We start from the raw sequence: 22335 nt of genomic DNA, 5'->3' as shown, positions 1-22335 counted from the left end.
GGCGTCGCTCTAAACGCGCTCCGCTTCAGGCACTTATTCAATATAACGAACCTAACTCTTTGTGTCAACTATTTTTCCAAAATTATTTTGGACTGCTTCTGTGTCAGCATGAAACTCCCCATAGTGCCGGGTTCTAGGCAACAATGGTTTATGCACTGTGCCAACCAAACAAGGGGGAAGCGTGAATTTTCAGTCGGTTATTGCTTTATTGCATCAATAGACCTCTTGCAAAAGTCCCTAACACCCCACCCCCACCTCCTGACAGGTGTAGGTTTTTTACACAGATGTGAGTATTCCATTTAGTATTGCTGTAAAGATAGGTATGAAACCAGGGTCGATACAGAACTAAAAACTGAAAAATAAGCATCTTAGAGATTGGCCATGTATAGTTTCACAGCAAATGAATCATTTGTCGCTACTAGAAGTGGCAGGATTAGCGACATGGAGTTTTGGCATGGTGATGACCAAGTCGAGTAGTTTAACTCAGGTATCTAACTTCATTGCCAAGGTAAATAGAGAAAAGCCAAATACGGTACGTCAACGCCTAAAGGAATGGTATCAGGAAGCAGCTAAAAGAGGAAAAAAGCGTTCTAGTCTTGATGTCAGCAGTTGTTTTGCACCATTAATGCGATGGGTAATTAGTTTACTGCCAAGAAATATCCAGCAAATCGCCTTAGCACTTGACGCGACAAGTATTAGTGACAAGTTCCTAGTCTTATCGATGAATATTTTGCTTGCAGGCTGTGGAATCCCGATAGCGTGGTGCGTTGTCAAAGCGACCGAACCTGGAAGTTGGAAACCACATTGGCAAAAACTCATCGAAAAACTTCAAAATGCCATTCTTTGCAGGTTTAATGTGATTGTAACTGCTGACCAAGGATTGTATGCTCCTTGGCTGTATCAACTAATTGTCGATGCTGGCTGGCATCCGTTTTTACGCATTAACCATCAAGGAACTTATAGAATTCCACCAGACAATACATGGCACTCACTTGCTGTTGTGGTTCGGACTCCAAGAGTAGTATGGTCTTCAAGAGTTGTTTGCTTTCAAACACACCCACTCTCATGCACGTTACTTGCTTGTTGGGATATTGGCTAAAAGACCCGTGGTTAATTCTCACTAACCTTGAACCACAGCAGGCTGACCCATTTTGGTATGGGCTACGTCCTTCGACTGAATGTGTCTACCCTTCGGGTTCGGGGGTTCGCAATCGACGGGAACCGCCAAGACTACGACCCCCTCACCGTGATATCAAATCTGACGGTTGGCAATGGCACAATAACCGTTTGCTTGACCCAAAGCGTGCAGAGCGTCTTTGGTTAGCGATTGCTGTTTCCACCCTTTGGATGGTTATGCTTGGTGGTGATGCTGAAATCAATCACTTACCCCAAATCTAGAACAACTTCCCCCTCAACACATCGCTTTCTCAAAACCTCTCAACCGAAAACGGCAAAGCTTTTAGGGCTTTGAGATAATGCTTGTCGGCTTACAGAGACACAGACATTGCGTCAACTCACAACAATGCTTCCACTTCCAGGCAAGGCAGCACGTCTGTTAAATGCTCTTGTCAATACATTAGGCTCAACACTATGGCAGTCGTCATCATAGGTAGCGTTCTACTTAATGGCTGCTTAAGAAAACCCCAATTGCAGACCAACATTGTCTCACTCATCTTTTATTTCCCGACAACGCTAATTATAATATTATTAATAGAATAGGCTTTTGGTATTTTACTTTCTCACAAGTCCCTAACGCCTCTTAGTATGTTCGTTTAAAGAAGATAACTTAATCCGCCGACTTTCACGTGATAAGGGTGCTAAAACTGGCGCTTGATTTTGAGGATTGCTTTCTTTAAAGCCTTCCACTATTTTAGATATTTGTGCAATTGTCGGTGCTTCAAATACGCTACGCAAAGGTAACTCGACACGCAAGGCATCGCGCACCCTAGAGACAAGCTGAGTTGCTAGTAGTGAATGACCGCCTAATTCAAAGAAATTGTCATAAATTCCTACGCGCTTAAGTCCCAAAACCTCAGCAAAAATTTTCATCAACACTTGTTCCACAGGAGTCCGGGGTGCAATGTAATTTTCAGGCAATTGGGGTTTCGCATTATAATAGAATGTTCTTAAGGCACGGCGATTGACTTTACCATTACTTGTTAGAGGTAAAGACTCTAATATTACAAAAGCTGATGGAATCATGTACTCAGGCAGTTTTTGTGCTGTGTAAGTCTGCAACTGTGGGACTAATTTACGCGCAGCTTTGACTTGTAAGGGATTATTGGCGTAAAATTGCCAGGAATAAGAGTGAGTCGTGCTATGTCGAAAAATAGCTCTCTTACCTATTCTATTTTGCCGTACAAAAACCACATCATAGCGCCCTTCAATACTTGAACGTGACCAGGTAATATCAACTTTGTAATTTATATCTAGTGTATAAAAATCTTCTGGTTCTATTCCTATATTTTCGAGTTCTTGCAAAGCTTTACGCATTTGACCTACAGTTTTAAAACCTTCTACATCTGATAGCCATTTTGCTGTTTTAACTGCTGCCATCACCCGCGCATTAGGTACATTATTAATACATAATATTTCTGGTTTAGTTTCAATTAATAACTGACGCACTGCTGACACTGTTAAATTCTCTTCAGACCAGTTCAGAGCTAAATCATTTCTAATATTATTAATAGTTTCATCATTAATATGTAGAATTACATTGTACCGAAATTGAGTTAATTCATTGCGATCGCGTCCCCGCAGCAGTTGAATTTGTACATTGCTAATCTGGGAAAAGTATTGCTTTATTGCACTAAAAAAAGCTGGGTCAATCACCAACTCTGTTTCTTGAAAAATTTGCATTTGAACTCGTTGCTGTAACTCAGAACGGGTAAGGGAAGGTTCAGCTTGCTCTAGTTGCACTGATGCATGGAAAGCTTGCAAAAGTGGTAAACTACGCACATCTCCTATGAAGATAAAGCCACCTGGAGCAGTTGCCCTCACAGCACCTTCTAATACACGAATCAGATAATCAATAGTAGGAAAATATTGTACAACTGAGTTCAGAATTACTGTATCAAAAGCTGCTGTTTCTACTTTATCGAAGTCAGTAGCCATTTGCTGATGCAGCGTAACCTGTGGCATTTCTTGCTTTTGCAACTGCTGCTGAATGTAATTAAGTGAAACTGGGGAAAAATCTGTTCCACAATACTTAATGCAGTGAGGTGCAATTCTGAACAGAATTAAACCTGTTCCACAACCAATTTCTAACACTCGCTTGGGTTGTAAAGCTAAAATTTGTGCTACTTGGTTATTCACCCACTCACGCATCTGCTCTATTGGAATAGGCTGATTTGTGTAACTACTGTTCCAGCCGATAAAATTGAATGTTCGATCTGAATCAACAGCAGGTTGATTATAAGTTTCGTTATAGAGCATCTGCCATTGCAAAACCTGCTCATTCTGCAATTGCATTAATTCAACATTCTCTTGCTCACTGCTGTATTCAGCTTTCGCTACCAGATAAGCTACTAGGCGCTTTTCCTCTTTATCCTCATGAATTATTACTACAGTTTGCTGTACTGCTGGATGCTGACTCAGCACTACTTCAATTTCGCCCAACTCAATGCGGTAGCCACGAATTTTTACTTGCTCGTCAACGCGACCTAAAAATTCAATGTTGCCATCTGCTCGATAACGGACTAAATCACCTGTTTTATAAAGTCGTGCTTTTAACTTATTAGTAAAATTATGAGAAATGAAGCATTCAGCAGTTAAATCAGGATGGTTTAAATAACCTCGTGCCAATCCATCACCACTTATATATAATTCTCCTGAAACACCAATGGGTACTGGTTGTAAATGTTTATCTAATATGTAAACTTGGGTGTTGGCGATCGCACGACCAATTGCGGGTGCTAAATTATCTTTATTCTTAACAGAAATATGACCAGAAGTTGTAACAACTGTGTTCTCAGTTGGCCCATAATTATTATATACTTGGAATGAGTGGGAGGCTAAAGGATATTGATTTAGTTTGTCTCCACCTGTAAGCAATATTCGTAAAGCGGCATCTTCAGGAAAATCTAATAATAAAAACTTTTCTGCTATAGGTGTTGGTAAGAAGGAAATTGTAATTTTTTGTGATATTAACCAATCTCGCAGATATTCAGGCGATCGCCTGATTTCATCATCTACAATATAAATACTTGCTCCAGTACTAAGGTAAGGCCAAATTTCCCAACCACAAGCGTCAAACGCAACCCCAGCTATCTGCGTTACTCGGTCAAGAGATGAGACTGTAAAGGCTTTTTGATGCCAAAAAACTAGATTTAATAATCCTCTATGTTCAATTTGTACGCCTTTAGGCTTTCCTGTTGAGCCAGAGGTATAAATAACATAAGCAAGGTTGTCTAATACAACTTCAGTAGGAAGATTATCTTCAATCTCTTGAGCAATAATTTTACAATCTTTATCTAAACAGATTATATTTGAATTACTATTTTCTAAACGTTCAAGCCATTGCTCGTGAGTTAGTAAAACTGAGACTTGAGCATCTTTGAGCATAAAATCCAAACGTTCAGATGGATAGCTTGGATCTAAAGGCACATAAGCTCCACCTGCTTTCAGGATACCCAACATCCCAATGACCATATCAAAAGAGCGTTCTACACAAAGCCCGACTAGAACTTCGGTTTTAACTCCTAATTTTTTTAGATAATGTGCAAGCTGGTTACTACGTATATTTAACTCTTTGTAGCTGAGTTTATCATCGCCAAATACTAGTGCGATCGCATCAGGATTTTGTTCTGCAACACTCTCAAATAACTGATGTATACACTTATGTTGAGGATAATCTAACTGAGTATTATTCCATTCAACTAATAAATTATGTTGCTCAGATTGACTTAAAAGTGATGATTGTGCAATTCGTTGTTCTGGATTTGCAACTATACCTTCCAGTAAGGTTTGGAAATGTCCTAACATTCTGGTGATAGTAGCGTCATCAAATAAATCAGTACTGTAAATTACAAACCCACTAATTCCTTTTGAGCTATCTACCCATAAACCATTTTGAGTATTTGGCTCCCACAGGTGGAACTCCAAATCAAAGCGTGTTGTTTCTGTATCAAATGGTAAGGGGCTTAAAGTTAAACCAGTTAACTCTAATGCTGACATAGGTGCATTTTGCAGGGCAAATACCACTTGAAAGAGCGGATTTTGATTCAGATTACGCTCTGGATGCAGTTCCTCTACGAGTTTTTCAAAAGGCAAATCTTGATGAGCATAAGCCCCTAAAGCTACGTCTTTGACTCGACTCAATAATTCTCGAAAAGTTGGGTTTCCGGATAGGTCGGTACGCAGTACTAAGCTATTGACAAAAAAACCAATTAATCCTTCAATTTCACTACGATTGCGATTGGCAATAGGTGAACCAATAGCAATATCTTCTTGTTGTGTGTAGCGGTAAAGTAAAACTTTAAATGCTGCTAGTAAGGTTATAAATAAAGTTACCCCTTCTTGCTGTCCGAGAGCTAAAAGTGCTTCGCTCAAACTTTTTGATAATTGCAGAGGTTGCCTTGCACCCTGATAAGTTTGGACAGCTAGCCTTGGTCTGTCGGTTGGCAAATTTAATATAGAAATGTCGTCTAATTGCTTCTGCCAGTAATCGAGTTGCTTTTCTAATACTTCCCCCTGCAACCATTGGCGTTGCCAGTATGCAAAGTCTGCATATTGAATTGTAAGTTTCGGCAGAGGAGAAGGCTGATTGCTAGTAAAGGCTGTGTAGAGTGCTGCTATCTCTTGAATCAGCACTCCAATAGACCAACCATCGGAGACAATGTGGTGCATATTCAGTAGCAGGATGTATTCTGTCTCATCCAACCACAGCAGTTTTACTTGCAACAACGAATCAGTTGATAAATTGAAAGGACGTTGAGCTTGTTGGTTAGTGAATTGTCGTGCCTGTATTTCTCGTTCGGCTTGTGGCAGTTGCCGTAAATCTATTATTGGTAAAGGTATTATTAGCGTCGGATTAATTACCTGAACTGGTTGCCCTGACTGGATAACAAAAGTGGTGCGTAAAGCTTCGTGTCGTCGGACAATTTCGTTAAAAGTTTGTTCTAGCGCGGCTTTATTTAGCGAACCTGTTAAATGTAGTGCTACTGGAATGTTATAGAAAGGATTATTAGGGATTAATTGGTCAAGAAACCACAGACGTTGTTGAGCAAAGGAGAGGGGAAGATTTTCAGACCGTGAAATAGGTACAAGAGGTCTAAAGCTGTGGTTATTAGTACGATTATTTGCTTTTAAAAATTCAATAATTTCTGCTTTACGCTCTTGAATTTCTGCACGCAGTTCTACTGTAAGAGTTCCTTCAGGCGCATTACAACGAAACTTTTCACCATCAATAAAGATTTGAATATCTAAGCTGCGAAGATAAGATAATAGCTCAACTGTATTCAAAATTACACCCCTTCGGAACAGTTGTTATTTAATAAAAAGCTAAAGGCAGAAGGAATATTGTTTGTAAATAGTTATTTTTGCCACTTTATGCTATTTATCAACTAATCCAGCATTTTTATCACACTTCCAACACTGTATAAATCATTCTTGGGAGTGAAAGTTGGATGATTCTAACTATGGTATGAAGCTAAAAGCAGTTAACAAAGTATCACAAGGTTTAGGCTCATGATATTCATGCCTCATAATTTTCTACTTGTATGGCTGGTTCAACTGCTGTCTGTTGGGGTACTTGGTGGGGGAATTTACATTCTCTATGAGTGGTACGAAGGAGAACTTGTAGGAACATCCTACTTAGTAGCTGGACTAGTTATGGTTCTGTGGACTTTTGGCGGCCGTTTTATCAGTTTGCCACTGCTGCGCCGTCCTGGAGCCGAGGAACCCAAGTTTATGCGTAGCAAAACCGTGCAACGCTTGCCACGTCCAGATGGGAGCGTGTTGCAAGTAGAGTTTTTTGGCCCTGAAGATGGTCAACCAATTATTTTGTCACATGGTTGGGGGCCAAACAGTACTATATGGTATTATGCCAAGCGACAATTGAGCGATCGCTTCCGAGTAATTGTTTGGGATTTACCAGGGTTAGGAAAATCCGCCAAACCGAAAAACAATGATCACTCTATAGAAAAATATGCCCGTGACTTAGAAGCTGTAATTGCCATAGCAGGAGATAAACCTGTTATCTTGGTGGGGCACAGCATGGGTGGGATGATTAACCTGACATTTTGTCGCCTATTTCCAGAGCAATTAAGGAGTCGGGTAGCTGGCTTAATTCTTGTAGATACTACTTACACCAATCCGGTAAAAACTTGCATCTTTAGCAATCTGGCACGTAAATTGCAGAAACCGCTACTCGAACCTGTGTTGTACCTAACTATTGTTCTGTGGCCGGTTTTTTGGTTAATGACTTGGCTCTCGTATTTCAATGGTTCGCTGTATATCACCGTCGAACTATCTGGATTTACGGGTACTGAAACACGCGGTCAACTCAATTTTGCAGCTTTCTTATCAGCATTGGGTTCCCCTGGTGTTCTGGCTCGTGGCACACTGGGAATGTTGAAGTTCGACGAAACAGAAACACTTGCAAATATTAACGTTCCTGTACTGGTAATGTGTGGGGCTTCAGATATAGCAACTAAACCTGTGGCGAGCGATCGCATGAAAGCAGAATTACCTTACTCTGAAAGAGTTACCCTAAAACCAGGTGGACACATGGCATTGATGGAACAAAACCAACAGTTTGCTGAAGCAGTCAGCACATTTTGCGCTGGCTGCTCATAGCTGCCTGAATCCCACATTTAGCATCCATCAAAAAATATTGCTCCAGGGTTAACGTTTCGGTGTTTCGCGCAGTCTGTAGCAACTTCCGCCTTCCCTGTAAGAAGTTCTGCCAAGACGTTTCGGTGTTTCGCGCAGCCTGTAGCAACTTCCGCCTTCCCTGTAAGAACTTCTGCCAAGACGTTTCGGTGTTTCGCGCAGCCTGTAGCAACTTCCGTCTTCTCTGTAAGAACTTCTGCCAAGACGTTTCGGTGTTTCGCGCAGCCTGTAGCAACTTCCGTCTTCCCTGTAAGAACTTCTGCCAAGACGTTTTGGTGTTTCGCACAGTCTGTAGCAACTTCCGCCTTCCCTGTAAGAACTTCCGCTTTAACCCCAGTTTTGCACTTTATTTAATCCGCATTCGTTAGTACCTTTTGATTACTTCCAAAGTAGAGGTCACCCAATTCTTCCAAAGAAACATCGGTCTGCGATTTTGGATTACGGAAGTAGGGATGTATGGGTAGGAGTTCAGCTCGACGACGTGCTTCCGGTGAAGATACAATCTGCTCGATTAGTTTCAGGTAGTTTTCAGCAGTAGATTCCCAAGTGTACATCTTCAGCACCCGTTGCTGACCAGCTTGGGCAAAATACTCCCACTCCTGAGCATCACATAACAATCGCTCCAAGCCCCGTGCAATATCAGCAGGATCTTCTGGGTCAACAAGTACGCCATATTCCTGATCTCCCTGTCGCAAGCTCTCGCTAGGGCCACCGTTCTTGGTTGCTACCACTGGTAAACCTGCAACTGCTGCTTCTAAGGGAGCAAGTCCAAAAGGTTCGTAGAGTGCGGTCAGCGCAAATACCGAGCGGCGTTTAACCATAAACCGATAAGTTGCAGCTAGTGTCTCTTGATCCTGATCTGGCAAGCCAAAGGCACTGATTTTGCCCCACAAGTTATTTTCTTCCACTACCTCGCGGATGGGGGCTAAGACCGCATCTTCAATGAAGTCATTGTCAGCCGGCTCATGTAACGGCTCGTCTAAGCCACCTGTAAGTAGCACCAGATTAGCCCGTTCCTGAAGCGTTTGACTCATTGCAAAAGCTTGCACTAGTCCCAATAAGTTCTTCTTGGGAGCTAATCGACTAGCTGTGAGAATAGCAGGTAAATCTCGACGCAAATCAGCAATGTCTCGTACCAATCGCTTCTGAATAAACTCGTAAGTAGCTTCCTCATTTTGCGATCGCACTTGGACACCGAAAACTGACGAGTCTGCTCCCGGTGGAATTACGGCGAAACATTGGTCGTTGTTTACATCTGCGGCACCATGATATGCTCTATGAGAGTATTGTTCAAAACGTTCTTGTCGTGTACTGGTAATATTAACAGCCGAGCGATTCATGCTCAGGCGTTCCGCTATAATGCGATATTTAAAATGGAATTGCTCGTCTATTTCTGGCAGATTCTCTAGGGTGACTTCTAGTTTGTCCATCTTTTGAGCGCCGAGAGAATGAGCAGTAAATGTGAAAGGTATGCCTGTTTCCTCTTCAATTAGAACGCCACACAGTCCGCCATCGCCGTAGTGAGCAGTCATAGCATCAGGTAAGCCACCTTCTTGTTGATAAAATTTCAAGATGTTGGGTACCCAATCAGCGACCAGATGAGGCCATAAAAACTCTTTAGGGAGAAATTCTTTTGGCCCAGCAGGTAAGCGGATAATGCGAACGTTATCGACCCCTGGATATGTCTCAAATGTTTCAGCAAACTCTGGCCACTCCGGGTCAATAATTTGACGGGTAATAATATCAACTTTATGACCCATTTGAGCTATGGCTAGGGCGACTTGCTTAACATAGATCAGCTGACCCCCAAAATCTGGGTGTTTCGTTATGTGACTATTGGCTGAATCAAAATTGCCTTGAGGGTTGAGAAATCCAATGTGCATCGCCCACTTCCTAATACAGGTTGATTTCTACTAGAGATTTTCCTGGTAGCATAACAGCTTAGTGAGCTTGTTAAAAACTCCCAAGGCTGAAAAACGCAGGCAGTGAGGCTGTATATAAATGCCATCAAAAAGTAAGCCAAAGGGCTTTTATTGATTCCCTTTAGCTTAAACCCAGCCAGTTCGCGTATTTTCCTAATGTTTAAGTTAATCGCTACTGCGGCTGGCGCATATATACCGGATGACATAAATAGCATGGTAACTTTCAAGAAACAAGGCAGAAGGTGAGTAGTAAGTGGTGCGTCGTCGGTTGCGCTGCTCTTAAAAAATACAAATGAAAATTACTTAATCTACCTAACAACACTACGGTTTAAGGTAAATTAACTATTGTTTGCAATTTCCAAAAATGGAAATTCAGTGTAGTGTATCTAATCGGATTTTTTATTGCTGTCTTTTAATTTTTATCATCAATCGATAACAAAGAATCTTGAGTCATGTCAAAGACAGACCATGAATCTTGCGCTGTAGAAAAGGCAATCTTAAAAAGCTTTAATCGTCAATCTCTACTCTCTAACGACAATTCGGGTTGGAGCGGTATCCGCTTCCAGTTCACTCATAGCATCAGCGCAAGTGCATTGCCAGAAGAGATTGTCTTTCCAGATGCAATTCATATTTATACAGATATGCCGTCTGACTACGTTGTGGAAAGGCGAATTAATGGACGGTTGCAAAAAAGCTCCCTTGTCATAGGTCATAGTCTGATCATTTCACGCGGTACAGCACCATCTTTCTAATCTGTCACCATTGTCTTCTAATATCATGTCCGCTAAATTACCCGTAATAAAAGAACCCCACCCCCAACCCCTCCCCGCTCTTCGGGAGGGAAGACAAAGCATAGCTTTGGTGGGCTGGGGTTCTTCGAGTTTAATAAGCAATCAAGCGGACATGATATAACTGAAGGGTTTTTCCTTAAAATTCCACTTCTTCTCGCTCTTTTCCTGTAGTTCTAGCCTTATCAACACCTTTTGCTGCCCAACACATTGTATCAACGCACTTAGCAAGTTGTTCAATAGTTGGTGCTTCAAACAAATTGCGTACAGTTACATCTATTTGAAAGGTATCTCGGATTCGGGAAATTAACTGAGTCGCTAGTAGAGAATGTCCGCCCAATTCAAAGAAATTATCATGAACGCTTATCTGCTCTTTTCCCAGGACTTTGGCCCAAATTCCTCCAAGTAACTCTTCAACTTGCGATCGCGGTGCTACATAATCATATCTATCGAAAGTTACTATATCTGTTCTAGGTAAAGCACGACGGTCTACTTTGCCATTAGCTGTTAACGGTATTGATTCCAGTACCACATAAGCTGTTGGCACCATGTATTCTGGTAACTTTTCTTTCAAGTATTTACGTAATACAGATGCCAAATCTGGTACTTCTACTACATTAATAATAATATAAGCCACCAAATACTTATTATCAGGTATATCGTCATCAGCGATAACCACTGTTTCTCTCACTGCTGGATGTTCATTCAAAACCGCTTCAATCTCTGATAATTCAATGCGAAAGCCACGAATCTTTACTTGATTGTCAATCCGACCTAAAAATTCAATATTGCCATCTGGTAAATAGCGGGCTAAATCACCAGTTTTATAAAGACGTGTTTTTGAATTATTACTAAAGGGATTTGTAATAAAGCATTCAGCAGTTAATTCCGTGTGATTGAGATATTCTCGTGCCAGACCATCACCGCCAATATATAATTCCCCAGTAACGCCAATGGGCAAAGGTTGTAAATGGAAATCTAATATATAAATTTGTGTATTATTAATTGGGCAACCAATGGGAATAAATGTGGCTGATTCTGGTAATCCTTGGATATGATAATAAGATGAAAATGTTGTATTTTCTGTAGGGCCGTAAACATGAATCAAATGTTTTGGCGCACCATGTTGGAAAATCTTTTTCACCCATCTTATATTAACAGCCTCGCCACCAAATAATAAATATCGCAATGAAGCAAAAGCTTGCGGAGCATCTCTGGCAATCTGTTGAAATAAAGCTGTTGTCAAAAACAAGACACTAATCTCTTTTTGTTTTAGCTGTAATGCAAACTCGTGAGGCGAAAGGATTACATCTTTACTAAGACCTACAAGTTGAGCGCCGTTAAGTAGCGCTCCCCAAATCTCGAATGTTGCTGCATCAAAAGAAATGTTTGAGGCTTGGGCAATTTTATCTGATGGTGACAACTTGATATAGTTTGTATTGCACACTAGCCGATTTACAGCTTTATGAGTTATAGCTACTCCCTTGGGTTTACCTGTAGAGCCAGAAGTGTAAATAACATAAGCTAAATTGCTAGATGTAACGCTACTTTCAACGTTATTTTTGTTTTCTTGAGTAATAATTTCCCAGTCTTTATCTATGCAAACAATTGGATTAAAGAACCATTCAAAAGACTTAAGCAAGTTTTCTTGTGTTAGCAATACTGAAACCTGTGCATCTTCCAGCATAAACTTTAGGCGTTCTTGAGGATAGCTGGAATCTAAAGGAAGATATGCTCCTCCTGCTTTCAGAATGCCTAATAAGCCAACTATCATTTCTATAGACTGTGAAATGCAAATACCTACTAGCTTTTCTGAACCTATCCCGATTTTTTTTAAGTATTGTGCCAGTTTATTGCTGCGTATATTCAACTCTTGATAAGTGAGTTGCTCGTTACCAAAGATTACTGCTATAGAATTAGGATGATGCTGTACCTGTTCTTCAAACAATTGATGGATACACTTATCGTCAGGATAATCTGTTTTAGTTTTATTCCACTGCATTAATACCTGATTTAGCTCTGCGTCACTTAATAGTGGTAAATTTGCAATTCGTTGTTCTGGATTGGCAACAATGCTTGACAACAGAGTTTTAAAATGTTCTAGCATCTGGTTAATAGTAGCTTTTTGAAATACATCTTTGTTGTAAACTATTACACCACGAAGCCCTTCGGAGTACTCCCAGTTTGCACCCCATAAGCTCCTAAAATCATCAGAACACTTCCATAAATGTAATTCTAAATCAAAGCGCGTTTTTTTTAAATCAATATTCAGAAAGCTAGGTACTAATCCAGGCAGTTCTAGTGCCGACATTGGCGCATTCTGCAAACTAAACACTACTTGAAATAACGGATGATAACTCAAGTTTCGCTCTGGATGCAGTTCTTCAACTAGCTTGTCAAATGGCAAATCTTGCTGGCTATAAGCTCCTAGTGTTACCTCTCGGACTCTGCCTAAAAGTTCTCGAAAGCTTGGGTTTCCAGCTAAATTACTGCGTAGTACTAAGCTATTTACAAAAAAACCAATTAGACCTTCTATTTCGCTACGATTACGGTTAGCAATTGGCGAACCTACCGCAATATCTTGTTGATCTGTGTAGCGGTAAAGCAAAGTTTTAAATGCGGCCAACAGCATCATAAAAAAGGTTACACCTTCTTGCTGCGAAAGCTTTTCTAATGCATCAGTTAGTTTTTTTGGTAACTCAAAAAATTGTGTTGTTCCTTCATAACTTTGTATAGCTGGTCTTGGTTTGTCGGTAGGCAAATGCAGCATAGAAACACCATTTAATTGCTGCTGCCAATAAGTTAACTGCGTTTGCAGTACTTCTCCTTGTAGCCACTCGCGTTGCCAGTGGGCAAAGTCGGCGTACTGAAGAGGCAGTTCTAATAAAGGGTAAGGCTGGTTTTGTGCAAAAGCTGTATACAGCATTCCCAGTTCCCGAATCAGCACCCCAATAGACCAATCGTCGCAGATAATGTGGTGTATATTCAGTAATAGAATATGTTCTGTGTTGGAAACTACAAGCAACTTCACTCGCAGCAATGGCCCGCAGGATAAATCGAAGGGATGTTCTATCTCTGCGTTAATAATGTTGTTTACTTCAACCTCCCTTTCATCATCTGGCAGTAGCTGGAGGTTTAATACAGAAATAGGTATTGTTAAGCTGGGCGCAATCGCCTGTAGAGGTTGCCCATCTAACACTATAAATGTAGTACGTAAGCTTTCATGCCGATGTACAATTTCGTTAAAAGTCTGCTCTAGTACCTTTAAGTTAAGTGAACCTGTTAAGCGAATTACTGTCGGCACATTATAAATAGTATTGTCAGGGATCAACTGGTCAAGGAACCATAACCGTTGTTGGGCAAAAGATACTGGAAAAACAAAGACCTCTTCAGAAGACATATTGATCCTTACTTTAAAGTTTGTGCTTTCTCAATACAGGCTCTTAACTGTGCTGCGAGAACCTGAATATGGGGTTTTCTGAGCATGGTTAGGTGATTGCCAGGAATATGATGAATTTCTGTTCCTCCCACAGCTAAGTGATCCCAACCCATACTCGGCTCCTCCTCGGCAATGTTTAACTGAACTTTTGTTCTAAAAAGATTAATTCGCTTAGGGTAAACTTGGGGAACGTACTTGAGAACTGCTTGGCTATTAGCGTAAAAAACACGAAGTATAGGGACAATTGCTGGCTCACTTAAAAGCCTTCGCTTAGATTCATTAGATATAAGGTTGACTGTGGCATCCCCCTTTTGGGTGAAATGCGAGAACAGATTTGTTATGAGCGATCGCATCAGCGACTCCCAAAAGGAGTATCGCGTCAAGTTCTCAAAAGTAGGAAATCGAGAAGTTAAACTATTAATCCAGTTTTTACTAGGAGCACTAATTAGATACAAATAATCGAGGATAAAGGGCCACATATATGGCACTACTGTAGTAAAAATAAACTTTAAAGCATTACTTAAAGAAGGTAAATTGCTCTTAATTGGTGCTACGGTGTCAAGCACGACAAGTAGAGCTACTTCTTCCCCAGAATTTTGAAGTTGTTGAGCCATCTCAAAAGCAACCCAACCTCCGAAAGACCAACCTCCTATAAAATAAGGCCCTTTTGGTTGTACTGAGCGCAATGCTTCAATGTATTGGGTAGCCATATCCTCAATGCAGTTTAGTGGAGTTTCCCCATGAATTCCAATAGGCTGTAGTCCATAAAATGGCTGATTTATCCCCAATTGATGAGCTAATTCATAATAAGGAAAAACAACACCAAAGATTGGATGTACGCAGAAGAAAGGCGGATTTGAACCATTCGCTTGAATCGGAACCAAAGGAGAACACGCCAGAGAATCTGTTTTTGTATATAGTGCAATTGCTAAAGTTTCAATTGTTTGATTTAAAAACAGGTTAGATAAAGGTAAATCCCGCTCAAACTGTTTATTTATCTGGTCTAATAAACGTATAGCCAACAGCGAATTTCCTCCCAAATCAAAGAAGTTATCCTGAATACCTACATTCTCAACATTCAGGACTTCAGCCCAGATTTTTGCCAAGGTTGATTCAGTTGCAGTACGAGGAGCAGTAAAAACTTTATCGATTGAGTGACTCTGACTATTAAATGCTTTTAGCGCATAACGATCCACTTTGCCATTAGCCGTTAACGGCAGAGAATCCAGAATTACAAAAGCTTTTGGTCTCATGTACTCTGGCAATTTTTCTTTTAAGAATTGACGTAGTTCAATAATTGTTTGCTCCTGCGGTGAGTTAGAAACAATGTAAGCTATTAAATGCTTATTATCATATAAATTGCCTTGAACAATTACAATCGCTTTTTTTACATTATTGTGCTGATTTATAACTGTTTCAATCTCTGACAATTCAATGCGGAAGCCGCGAATTTTTACTTGATTATCAATGCGCCCTAAAAATTCAATATTACCGTCTGCTCGATATTTGGCTAAATCACCCGTCTTGTAAAGCCTTGCTCTTTTTTTACCATTAAAAGGATTGGAAATAAACTTTTTAGCAGTTAATTCGGGGCAGTTAAGATAACCTCGTGCTAGTCCGTCACCAGCGATGTATAATTCACCTAAAATCCCAATTGGTACAGGTTGTAAATGCTTATCTAATATATAAATTTCATTGTTAGCAATTGGGCGGCCAATAGGCGGTTTTTCATTCACAGACTTAATTTCTGCAACAGTTGACCAAACAGTTGCTTCACTAGGCCCGTAAGCGTTAAAAAACCTACGGCTAGGACTCCACCAACGTTTTACTATATCCTCAGAACATGATTCACCTGCACTAATAATAATTTGCAATGCAGGTAATGATTCTGTAGGTAAAACTGCCAAAAGCGCAGGTGGAAGGGTAACGTGGGTAATAAATTTTTCGCGTAATAGTTGGAGCAAAGCTTTTCCAGAGAGAAGGCATTCTTTATTTGTTAAATAAAGGGTTGCTCCTATTCCCAATGCCATTACAATCTCAAAAATTGAGGCATCAAAACTCAATGATGCGAATTGCAGAATGCGGTTACTCGGTTGTAAATTAAAAACCTCAATCTGATTTGCTGCTAAATTAGACAGCCCTCGGTGTTCGATTAAAACGCCTTTTGGCTGCCCTGTTGAGCCAGAGGTATAGATGACATAAGCTAAGTTTTCAAGTCTTACGCAACTGTTTGGGTTTTCTCGACTATGTTGTGTAATAGCTGCCCAATCTTTATCTATACTAATAATTTGATTTGAGAACTCTGTAAAATGCTGAAGTAATTTTTCTTGTGTCAGTAATACTGAAACTTGTGCATCTTGCAACATGAAGTTAAGACGCTCTTGAGGATAGCTGGGATCTAAAGGTAAGTATGCGCCGCCAGCTTTGAGTACACCTAATAGTCCGATGATCATCTCTAGCGATCGCTCCACACAAATACCAACTAAAGTTTCAGTTTCTACACCTCTTTTTTTGAGATAATGTGCAAGTTGATTGCTGCGTATATTTAACTCTTTGTATGTGATTTGTTGATTACCAAATACTAGTGCAGTGGCATCGGGCGTTTGCTTCACCTGTGCCTCAAATAACTGATGGAAACACTTGTTATCTGGGTAACTTTTCTTAGTGTCATTCAAATCAATTAATAACTGCTGTCGTTCTCCTTCAGTAAGCAAAGCTAAATCTGAAATACGCTCTTTTGGATTAGCGACAATGCTTTCTAACAGTATTTGGAAATGCCCCAGCATTCGCGTAATGGTGGTTTGATCAAATAAATCAGTGCTATACACCACTTCTCCTTTCAGAGTTTCCAAATCTCGCCACAGATGGAACTCTAAATCAAGCTTTGCAATTTTACTGTCGAAGTCGAATAACGAAAGCTTTAACCCAGGTAACTCTAGTGCTTCAATGGGAGTATTTTGCAGACTAAATACGACTTGAAATAACGGATGACGGCTCAAATCTCGCTCTGGGTGAAGTTCCTCCACCAGCTTTTCAAAGGGCAAATCCTGATGAGCATAAGCTCCCAAAGTTACCTCTCGCACTCGATTTAATAATTCTCGAAACGTCGGGTTCCCTGATAAATCGCTACGTAGCACCAAACTATTGACAAAAAAACCAATTAATCCTTCTAGTTCGCTACGGTTGCGATTAGCGATCGCTGAACCTACTACAATATCCTCTTGCTGCGTATAGCGATAGAGCAAAGTCTGAAACGCAGTAAGCATTGTCATGAACAAGGTTACATCTTCTTGGTAGCTAAGTGTCTCTAGCGCTTGAGTTAAGGATTGTGGTAGTTCTAAAAATTGTTTTGCACCCCTATAGGTTGGAACTACTGGTCTTACTCGGTCGGTGGGGAGATTCAGCACCGAAATCCCATCTAATTGCTTTCGCCAATAAGCTAACTGCGTTTGTAAAGGTGAACAGCCGTTTTCCCCCACTGCTTGCAGCCACTCCCGTTGCCATTGGGCGAAATCTGCATACTGAATGGGTAGTTCTGGCAGAAGCGTAGACATCAGACATCGGTTATCTTCTACAAAAGCTTTATATAATACCCCCAGTTCTCTAATCAGCACCCCAATTGACCAGCCATCGGCAACAATGTGATGTAGATTTAGCAGCAGTACATATTCGGCTTCATCTAGTTGTAATAGCTTCACTCGCAGCAATGGCCCAGTGGTGAGATTAAAAGGATGTTGAGCCTCTGCGGTTGCGATTCGCCGTACTTGTGTCTCACGTTCTTGATCGAAATTGCGTATATCTATTAGGGGAAGAGGTATGGTTAAGCTGGGTGCGTTAGCGCAGCTTTCCGCAGGAATCGCTTGCACTGGTTGCTGTTCTACGATCACAAACCTAGTGCGTAAGGTTTCGTGGCGACGGACAATTTCGTTGAATGTCTGCTTTAAGGCGGTAAAGTTGAGGGAACCTTTCAGGCGAAGTGCTGTTGACACATTGTAAAATGGATTGCCCGATGCTAATTGGTCGAGAAACCACAATCGCTGCTGGGCGAAAGAAGTGGGGAAGACAAAAACCTCTGTTTCATCAGAAAAATTAAGTTCTTCATCAGCCGTGAGGCTACTGAAAATATACTGGCTCATAACAATATCTTTTTAAAAAAAAGAGTACGAAGACAGAGGGCTGATGTAGTAAACTTATTTCTTCTACAACGATCGTGCATTCGCTAAAAGCAACCCATGTTTGACATCCTATCACTCTAGATGATGCCTGCTACTACATATAAATGCTACAACAATAAGTCAATAAAAAATTTATATGATAGTTTCATAAAAGATGTTTTAAGTAAATATACACGTTGGTATAAATATATTTATTCACTTTGATAGATATAGATATTTGTTGTTTATTGTAAATTAATGAAACTAAAAAAACTTGCAAATAAACTTGTTAATAAATTTATGAGTTTAGTAGTAACAGAGGACAATCCCAATATTTTCAGTTAACAATATAAAAATTTTGTTATTGCCTCAAACTGAAATAAGTTGTTTTTCTAGATTCTTAAAAATTAAAATAGTAATATTTAGTTAATTGAAATTCATTACCTTGAAACTTTAAATTAACTTATACAAATTAGTATTAAACATATTTTCAAGTTTTTTACTAACACTAAAATTAACTTTTGGTATTTCACTTATGTATATAGCTGTATGGCCTGGAAATGTATATCCCTTGGGTGCTACTTGGGATGGGAAAGGCACCAACTTTGCTTTATTTTCCGAAAATGCAACAGGTGTAGAACTTTGTTTATTTGATACTGATAATCGTGAAATTCGCTTACCTTTAACAGAAAAAAATAATTTTGTTTGGCACGCTTATCTACCAGGAGTAGGCCCTGGACAACGCTATGGGTTTAGAGTACATGGTCCTTGGGCCCCAGAACTTGGTCATCGATTTAACCCTAATAAACTACTAATTGATCCCTATGCTAAAGCAATTGATGGGGAATTTAGCGATAATCCAGCTAATTTTGGCTACTCTTTAGATGCACCAGAACAAGACCTAGCTTTTTCTGATTTAGATAATGCCGAAATTATGCCGAAGTGTATTGTTGTCGATCAGTCTTTTGATTGGGGAGACGACAAACTACTTTCTATACCGTGGCACGAAACCATTATTTATGAAACTCATGTTAAAGGCTTTACTAAGCTACACCCAGAAATTCCAGAAGAATTACGTGGTACTTATGCAGGGCTAGCACATCCAGCCGCAATTCAATATCTTCAACAACTAGGAATCACATCTGTGGAATTGATGCCTGTGCATCACTTTTTATCCTCTCCAGGATTTCTGGCGGATAAAGGACTCAAAAATTATTGGGGCTACGATTCCATTAATTTTTTGACACCCTACTCCGGTTACAGTGCTAGTGGCTCACTCGGACAACAAGTGACCGAGTTTAAGCAGATGGTCAAGGACTTACACTCTGCTGGCATTGAAGTGATTTTAGATGTAGTTTATAACCACACTGGTGAAGGCAATCATTTAGGACCAACATTGTCACTGCGAGGCATCGATAATGCCGTGTACTATCGCTTGGTTAAAGATAATTCCCGTTACAACATGGACTTCACAGGCTGCGGCAACTCTCTGAATGTGCGTCATGCCCAAGTTTTGAAGTTAATCATGGATAGCCTGCGCTATTGGGTAACAGAAATGCATGTTGATGGCTTTCGCTTTGACTTAGCTTCAGCATTAGCGCGAGAACTATATGAAGTAGATAATCTCGCAGCTTTTTTTGATATTATTCATCAAGATCCAGTTCTGGCAGATGTGAAGCTGATTGCTGAACCTTGGGATTTGGGAGAAGGCGGTTATCAAGTTGGCAATTTTCCTTTACGTTGGTCTGAATGGAATGGCAGATATCGTGATACTGTCCGGGATTTTTGGCGTGGTGAGGATGATAGCCTCGGACAATTTGCTTACTGTTTTACTGGCAGCCCTGACCTTTACCAAGCAAACGGGCGTAATCCCAGTGCCAGTATTAATTTCATCACTGCTCATGATGGCTTCACGCTCAATGATTTGGTCAGCTACAACGAAAAGCATAATCAGGCCAACGGCGAAGATAGCCGGGATGGGGAAAGCCATAACCGCTCTTGGAATTGCGGTGTAGAAGGAGAAACCGATGACCCAGACGTAATCCGCTTACGGGAACGTCAGCGACGCAACTTTTTAGCAACTCTAATGCTCTCGCAAGGCGTACCCATGCTACTAGCAGGAGATGAAATTAGTTGCACTCAGAAGGGTAACAACAATGCCTACTGCCAAGATAATGAAATTTCCTGGCGTGATTGGAGTTTACAAAAGTCTAATTCCGAACTACTAGATTTTAGCCGCGAACTGATTGATTTTCGTCATAAGCATCCAGTATTTAGACGGCGTAAGTGGTTTCAAGGCCGTCCTATTCACGGTTTTGGGATCAATGATATTGGTTGGTTTAATGCCGATGGTAGTGAAATGACTGAAAAGCAGTGGCTAGTTAGTTATGCCAAAGCTATGGAAATTTTCTTGAATGGCGAGGGCATTGTTACTCCTGGCCGCCGTGGTGAACGGATTATTGATGAGAGCTTTCTGGTATTTTTTAATGCTCACTACGAAACGATTGAGTTTGCTTTACCCAATGTTTTCCAAGATAGAGAATGGGAAATAGTTATTGACACCAACGAATCTCGCTTTCTTAGCCCAGGAAAATTGATTATAGGTGAGCAAACTGTGCCAGTTACAGACCGTTCTATCATGGTGTTACGTCGTCTTGCTTAGTAGCACAAAAATATCAAGTGTTATAACGGTTCTTCGTTCTACACAGAAACCGCCCGGAACTGAAGTTCCGGGCTAATAGCTAAAGTCCGTTTTAACGGACTATAACCTTTTCTCAGTCGTCTTTAGACTCAGAATTCATTCTGAGGCGGACTAAATGAGAATGAAATAGCCCTGGATTTAGGACTGCTATATCAGTATGTTTAGGAATGGTGGGTTTTGTGTAATATAGCGCCCTGCTTTAGCTTCGCCATGCTTGTGCTGGAGTTTAAGCCGACTATGAAGCGATCGCTTCTAAGAGGATGTTTGAAAAGTCCTTATCTTGGTAGCAAAACGTTTTAGATCCCCCTAAATCCCCCTTAAAAAGGGGGACTCTGATTCCGGTTCCCCCCTTTTTAAGGGGGGTTAGGGGGGATCAATAAGTGCCTAAAATCACACCCAACCACTTTCCAAACAACCTCTAATACTGGAGGGAGTTTACTTCAATAGAGCTATATTTGACCTATTGAAAGAAAGTTTCTAATGATTGGTTTTTGTAGTAAATTTTTATCCGAAAATCAGAAACAATAACATAATAAATGAACGTTGATAATATCCGATTAAAAAATATTAAAACACAACAGAATGTTATTTTGCAATCGATTTATAACTTAGTATCTAATTCTAGTCTAAAATCTGCACAAACTCAACAAATAACACAAAGTTTAGTAAAAACAGTAACAGCCATTGAAGAAATATGTTTTAACAAGCAAGCAACACCAGCAAACCTAAGTCGTTCATCGCGGCAAATTTACTCTTGGATGAAGTTCTTAACGGACGAAGTTAACCTGCACCTTCACCTGGAAGGTACTTTTCGTATGCAGCAGATTGCTAAAAAAATGTTAATAAAACATGGTCAAGAGTCGGTAAAACTAATGATTGAATCCACTAGTTTTGCACTTTTATATAAGGTCAAAAGGTCTGGTTATGCTGTTCATATTATTGTTAATGAGGGGTTCATTAATGCGTCAGAAGAAGTAATGAGAGCATTAGTGGAATCTGCTCTTTTTGGGAGAAATCAAGATAATACGCGACTAATTAGGTCGTTTGCCAGTTCTGAAGAATACAGTAATGTACTGCTAGAGCTTGATTTAATTGCGGAAGTAATTGCAGAAAACCCACAAGGTAAGTTTTATAACCTAAATGAGTTATTTGACAAACTAAACTGTGAATATTTTGCTGCAACTCTTGCCAAACCGCGTCTTGCATGGAGCCAAATTCACACTTACCGGAAGTTTGGGCACTATGAGCCAGCTAGAGATAGGGTTGTGATCAGCTTAACCCTTGACAATGATAGTGTACCTGAATTTGTGAGTGAGTTTGTTTTGTATCACGAATTGCTGCACAAGTACCACGGCACAAATTGGATTGAGGGCAGAAGAATGGTTCACACAAGAGAGTTTCGTGCCAGTGAAAGCCAGTTCAAACTGTACAAAGAAGCATCAACATGGCTGGAAAAGTTGGCAACTGGCCAAAGCAGTAAACGGCGGCATTTTTAAAT

The 22335-nt window shown here is 40.4% G+C and carries 11 protein-coding genes; 6 read left to right on the top strand and 5 right to left on the bottom strand.

The features are described from left to right. The first annotated feature begins 400 nt into the window (after window positions 1-400). Entirely contained in the window at window positions 401-1099 is a 699-nt protein-coding gene (locus H6G26_RS15280) for a transposase (RefSeq protein ID WP_190730059.1), read from the top strand. Continuing rightward, window positions 1066-1398 carry a hypothetical protein gene (locus H6G26_RS41785; protein WP_199326901.1) on the top strand — a complete coding sequence of 111 codons (333 nt, stop codon included), beginning with the start codon at window positions 1066-1068 and terminating at the stop codon, window positions 1396-1398. Before H6G26_RS15280 ends, H6G26_RS41785 begins: the two co-directional genes overlap by 34 nt. Before the next feature lie 351 nt (window positions 1399-1749). Here H6G26_RS41785 and H6G26_RS15270 read toward each other — a convergent pair whose 3' ends face one another. Next, window positions 1750-6462, bottom strand: a complete 4713-nt coding sequence (locus H6G26_RS15270) for a non-ribosomal peptide synthetase (RefSeq protein WP_190730058.1) — start codon at window positions 6460-6462, stop codon at window positions 1750-1752. Window positions 6463-6696: 234 nt separating this feature from the next. Between H6G26_RS15270 and H6G26_RS15265 the strand changes: the two genes are divergently transcribed. Continuing rightward, on the top strand, window positions 6697-7797 hold the full coding sequence (locus tag H6G26_RS15265) for an alpha/beta hydrolase (protein WP_229560079.1): 1101 nt from the start codon (window positions 6697-6699) through the stop codon (window positions 7795-7797). Window positions 7798-7814: 17 nt separating this feature from the next. Here the strand turns inward: H6G26_RS15265 and H6G26_RS15260 are convergent, their stop codons facing one another. Together H6G26_RS15260 and H6G26_RS15255 are read right to left on the bottom strand one after the other, a co-directional pair. Next, complete coding sequence (locus H6G26_RS15260; protein ID WP_199326899.1) at window positions 7815-8099, bottom strand: hypothetical protein; 285 nt, start codon at window positions 8097-8099, stop codon at window positions 7815-7817. Window positions 8100-8183: 84 nt separating this feature from the next. After that, window positions 8184-9716 carry a glycosyltransferase gene (locus tag H6G26_RS15255; protein WP_190730056.1) on the bottom strand — a complete coding sequence of 511 codons (1533 nt, stop codon included), beginning with the start codon at window positions 9714-9716 and terminating at the stop codon, window positions 8184-8186. 491 nt (window positions 9717-10207) lie between these two features. Here H6G26_RS15255 and H6G26_RS15250 point away from each other — a divergent pair, with 491 nt between their 5' ends. Next, entirely contained in the window at window positions 10208-10507 is a 300-nt protein-coding gene (locus H6G26_RS15250) for a hypothetical protein (protein ID WP_190730055.1), read from the top strand. Window positions 10508-10682: 175 nt separating this feature from the next. Here H6G26_RS15250 and H6G26_RS15245 read toward each other — a convergent pair whose 3' ends face one another. Beyond that, complete coding sequence (locus H6G26_RS15245; protein WP_190730054.1) at window positions 10683-13943, bottom strand: non-ribosomal peptide synthetase; 3261 nt, start codon at window positions 13941-13943, stop codon at window positions 10683-10685. A gap of 8 nt (window positions 13944-13951) precedes the next feature. Continuing rightward, window positions 13952-18118, bottom strand: a complete 4167-nt coding sequence (locus H6G26_RS15240) for a non-ribosomal peptide synthetase (protein WP_190730053.1) — start codon at window positions 18116-18118, stop codon at window positions 13952-13954. A 553-nt stretch (window positions 18119-18671) separates the two neighbouring features. On the opposite strand from H6G26_RS15240, the gene glgX reads away from it, so the two are divergent. Continuing rightward, window positions 18672-20798 (top strand): glycogen debranching protein GlgX, encoded by a 2127-nt coding sequence (glgX, locus tag H6G26_RS15235; RefSeq protein WP_190730052.1) that lies wholly within the window; start codon window positions 18672-18674, stop codon window positions 20796-20798. Window positions 20799-21373: 575 nt separating this feature from the next. Then, window positions 21374-22333, top strand: coding sequence for a M48 family peptidase (locus H6G26_RS15230; RefSeq protein ID WP_190730051.1), 960 nt, complete (start codon window positions 21374-21376; stop codon window positions 22331-22333). Window positions 22334-22335: the final 2 nt, after the last annotated feature.

Source organism: Nostoc sp. FACHB-888 (genome assembly GCF_014696655.1).
Taxonomy (GTDB): domain Bacteria; phylum Cyanobacteriota; class Cyanobacteriia; order Cyanobacteriales; family Nostocaceae; genus Nostoc.
Note: the sequence above shows the minus strand (reverse complement) of the source record. Positions and strands in the feature narration are given on the sequence as shown.

Bases quoted from the DNA above. Each gene is read 5' to 3' on its own strand.
- H6G26_RS15280 (WP_190730059.1), top strand. From the start codon at position 401: ATGAATCATTTGTCGCTACTAGAAGTGGCAGGATTAGCGACATGGAGT.
- H6G26_RS41785 (WP_199326901.1), top strand. From the start codon at position 1,066: ATGCACGTTACTTGCTTGTTGGGATATTGGCTAAAAGACCCGTGGTTA.
- H6G26_RS15265 (WP_229560079.1), top strand. From the start codon at position 6,697: ATGCCTCATAATTTTCTACTTGTATGGCTGGTTCAACTGCTGTCTGTT.
- H6G26_RS15255 (WP_190730056.1), bottom strand. From the start codon at position 9,716: ATGCACATTGGATTTCTCAACCCTCAAGGCAATTTTGATTCAGCCAAT.
- H6G26_RS15250 (WP_190730055.1), top strand. From the start codon at position 10,208: ATGTCAAAGACAGACCATGAATCTTGCGCTGTAGAAAAGGCAATCTTA.
- H6G26_RS15245 (WP_190730054.1), bottom strand. From the start codon at position 13,943: ATGTCTTCTGAAGAGGTCTTTGTTTTTCCAGTATCTTTTGCCCAACAA.
- H6G26_RS15240 (WP_190730053.1), bottom strand. From the start codon at position 18,118: ATGAGCCAGTATATTTTCAGTAGCCTCACGGCTGATGAAGAACTTAAT.
- glgX (WP_190730052.1), top strand. From the start codon at position 18,672: ATGTATATAGCTGTATGGCCTGGAAATGTATATCCCTTGGGTGCTACT.
- H6G26_RS15230 (WP_190730051.1), top strand. From the start codon at position 21,374: ATGAACGTTGATAATATCCGATTAAAAAATATTAAAACACAACAGAAT.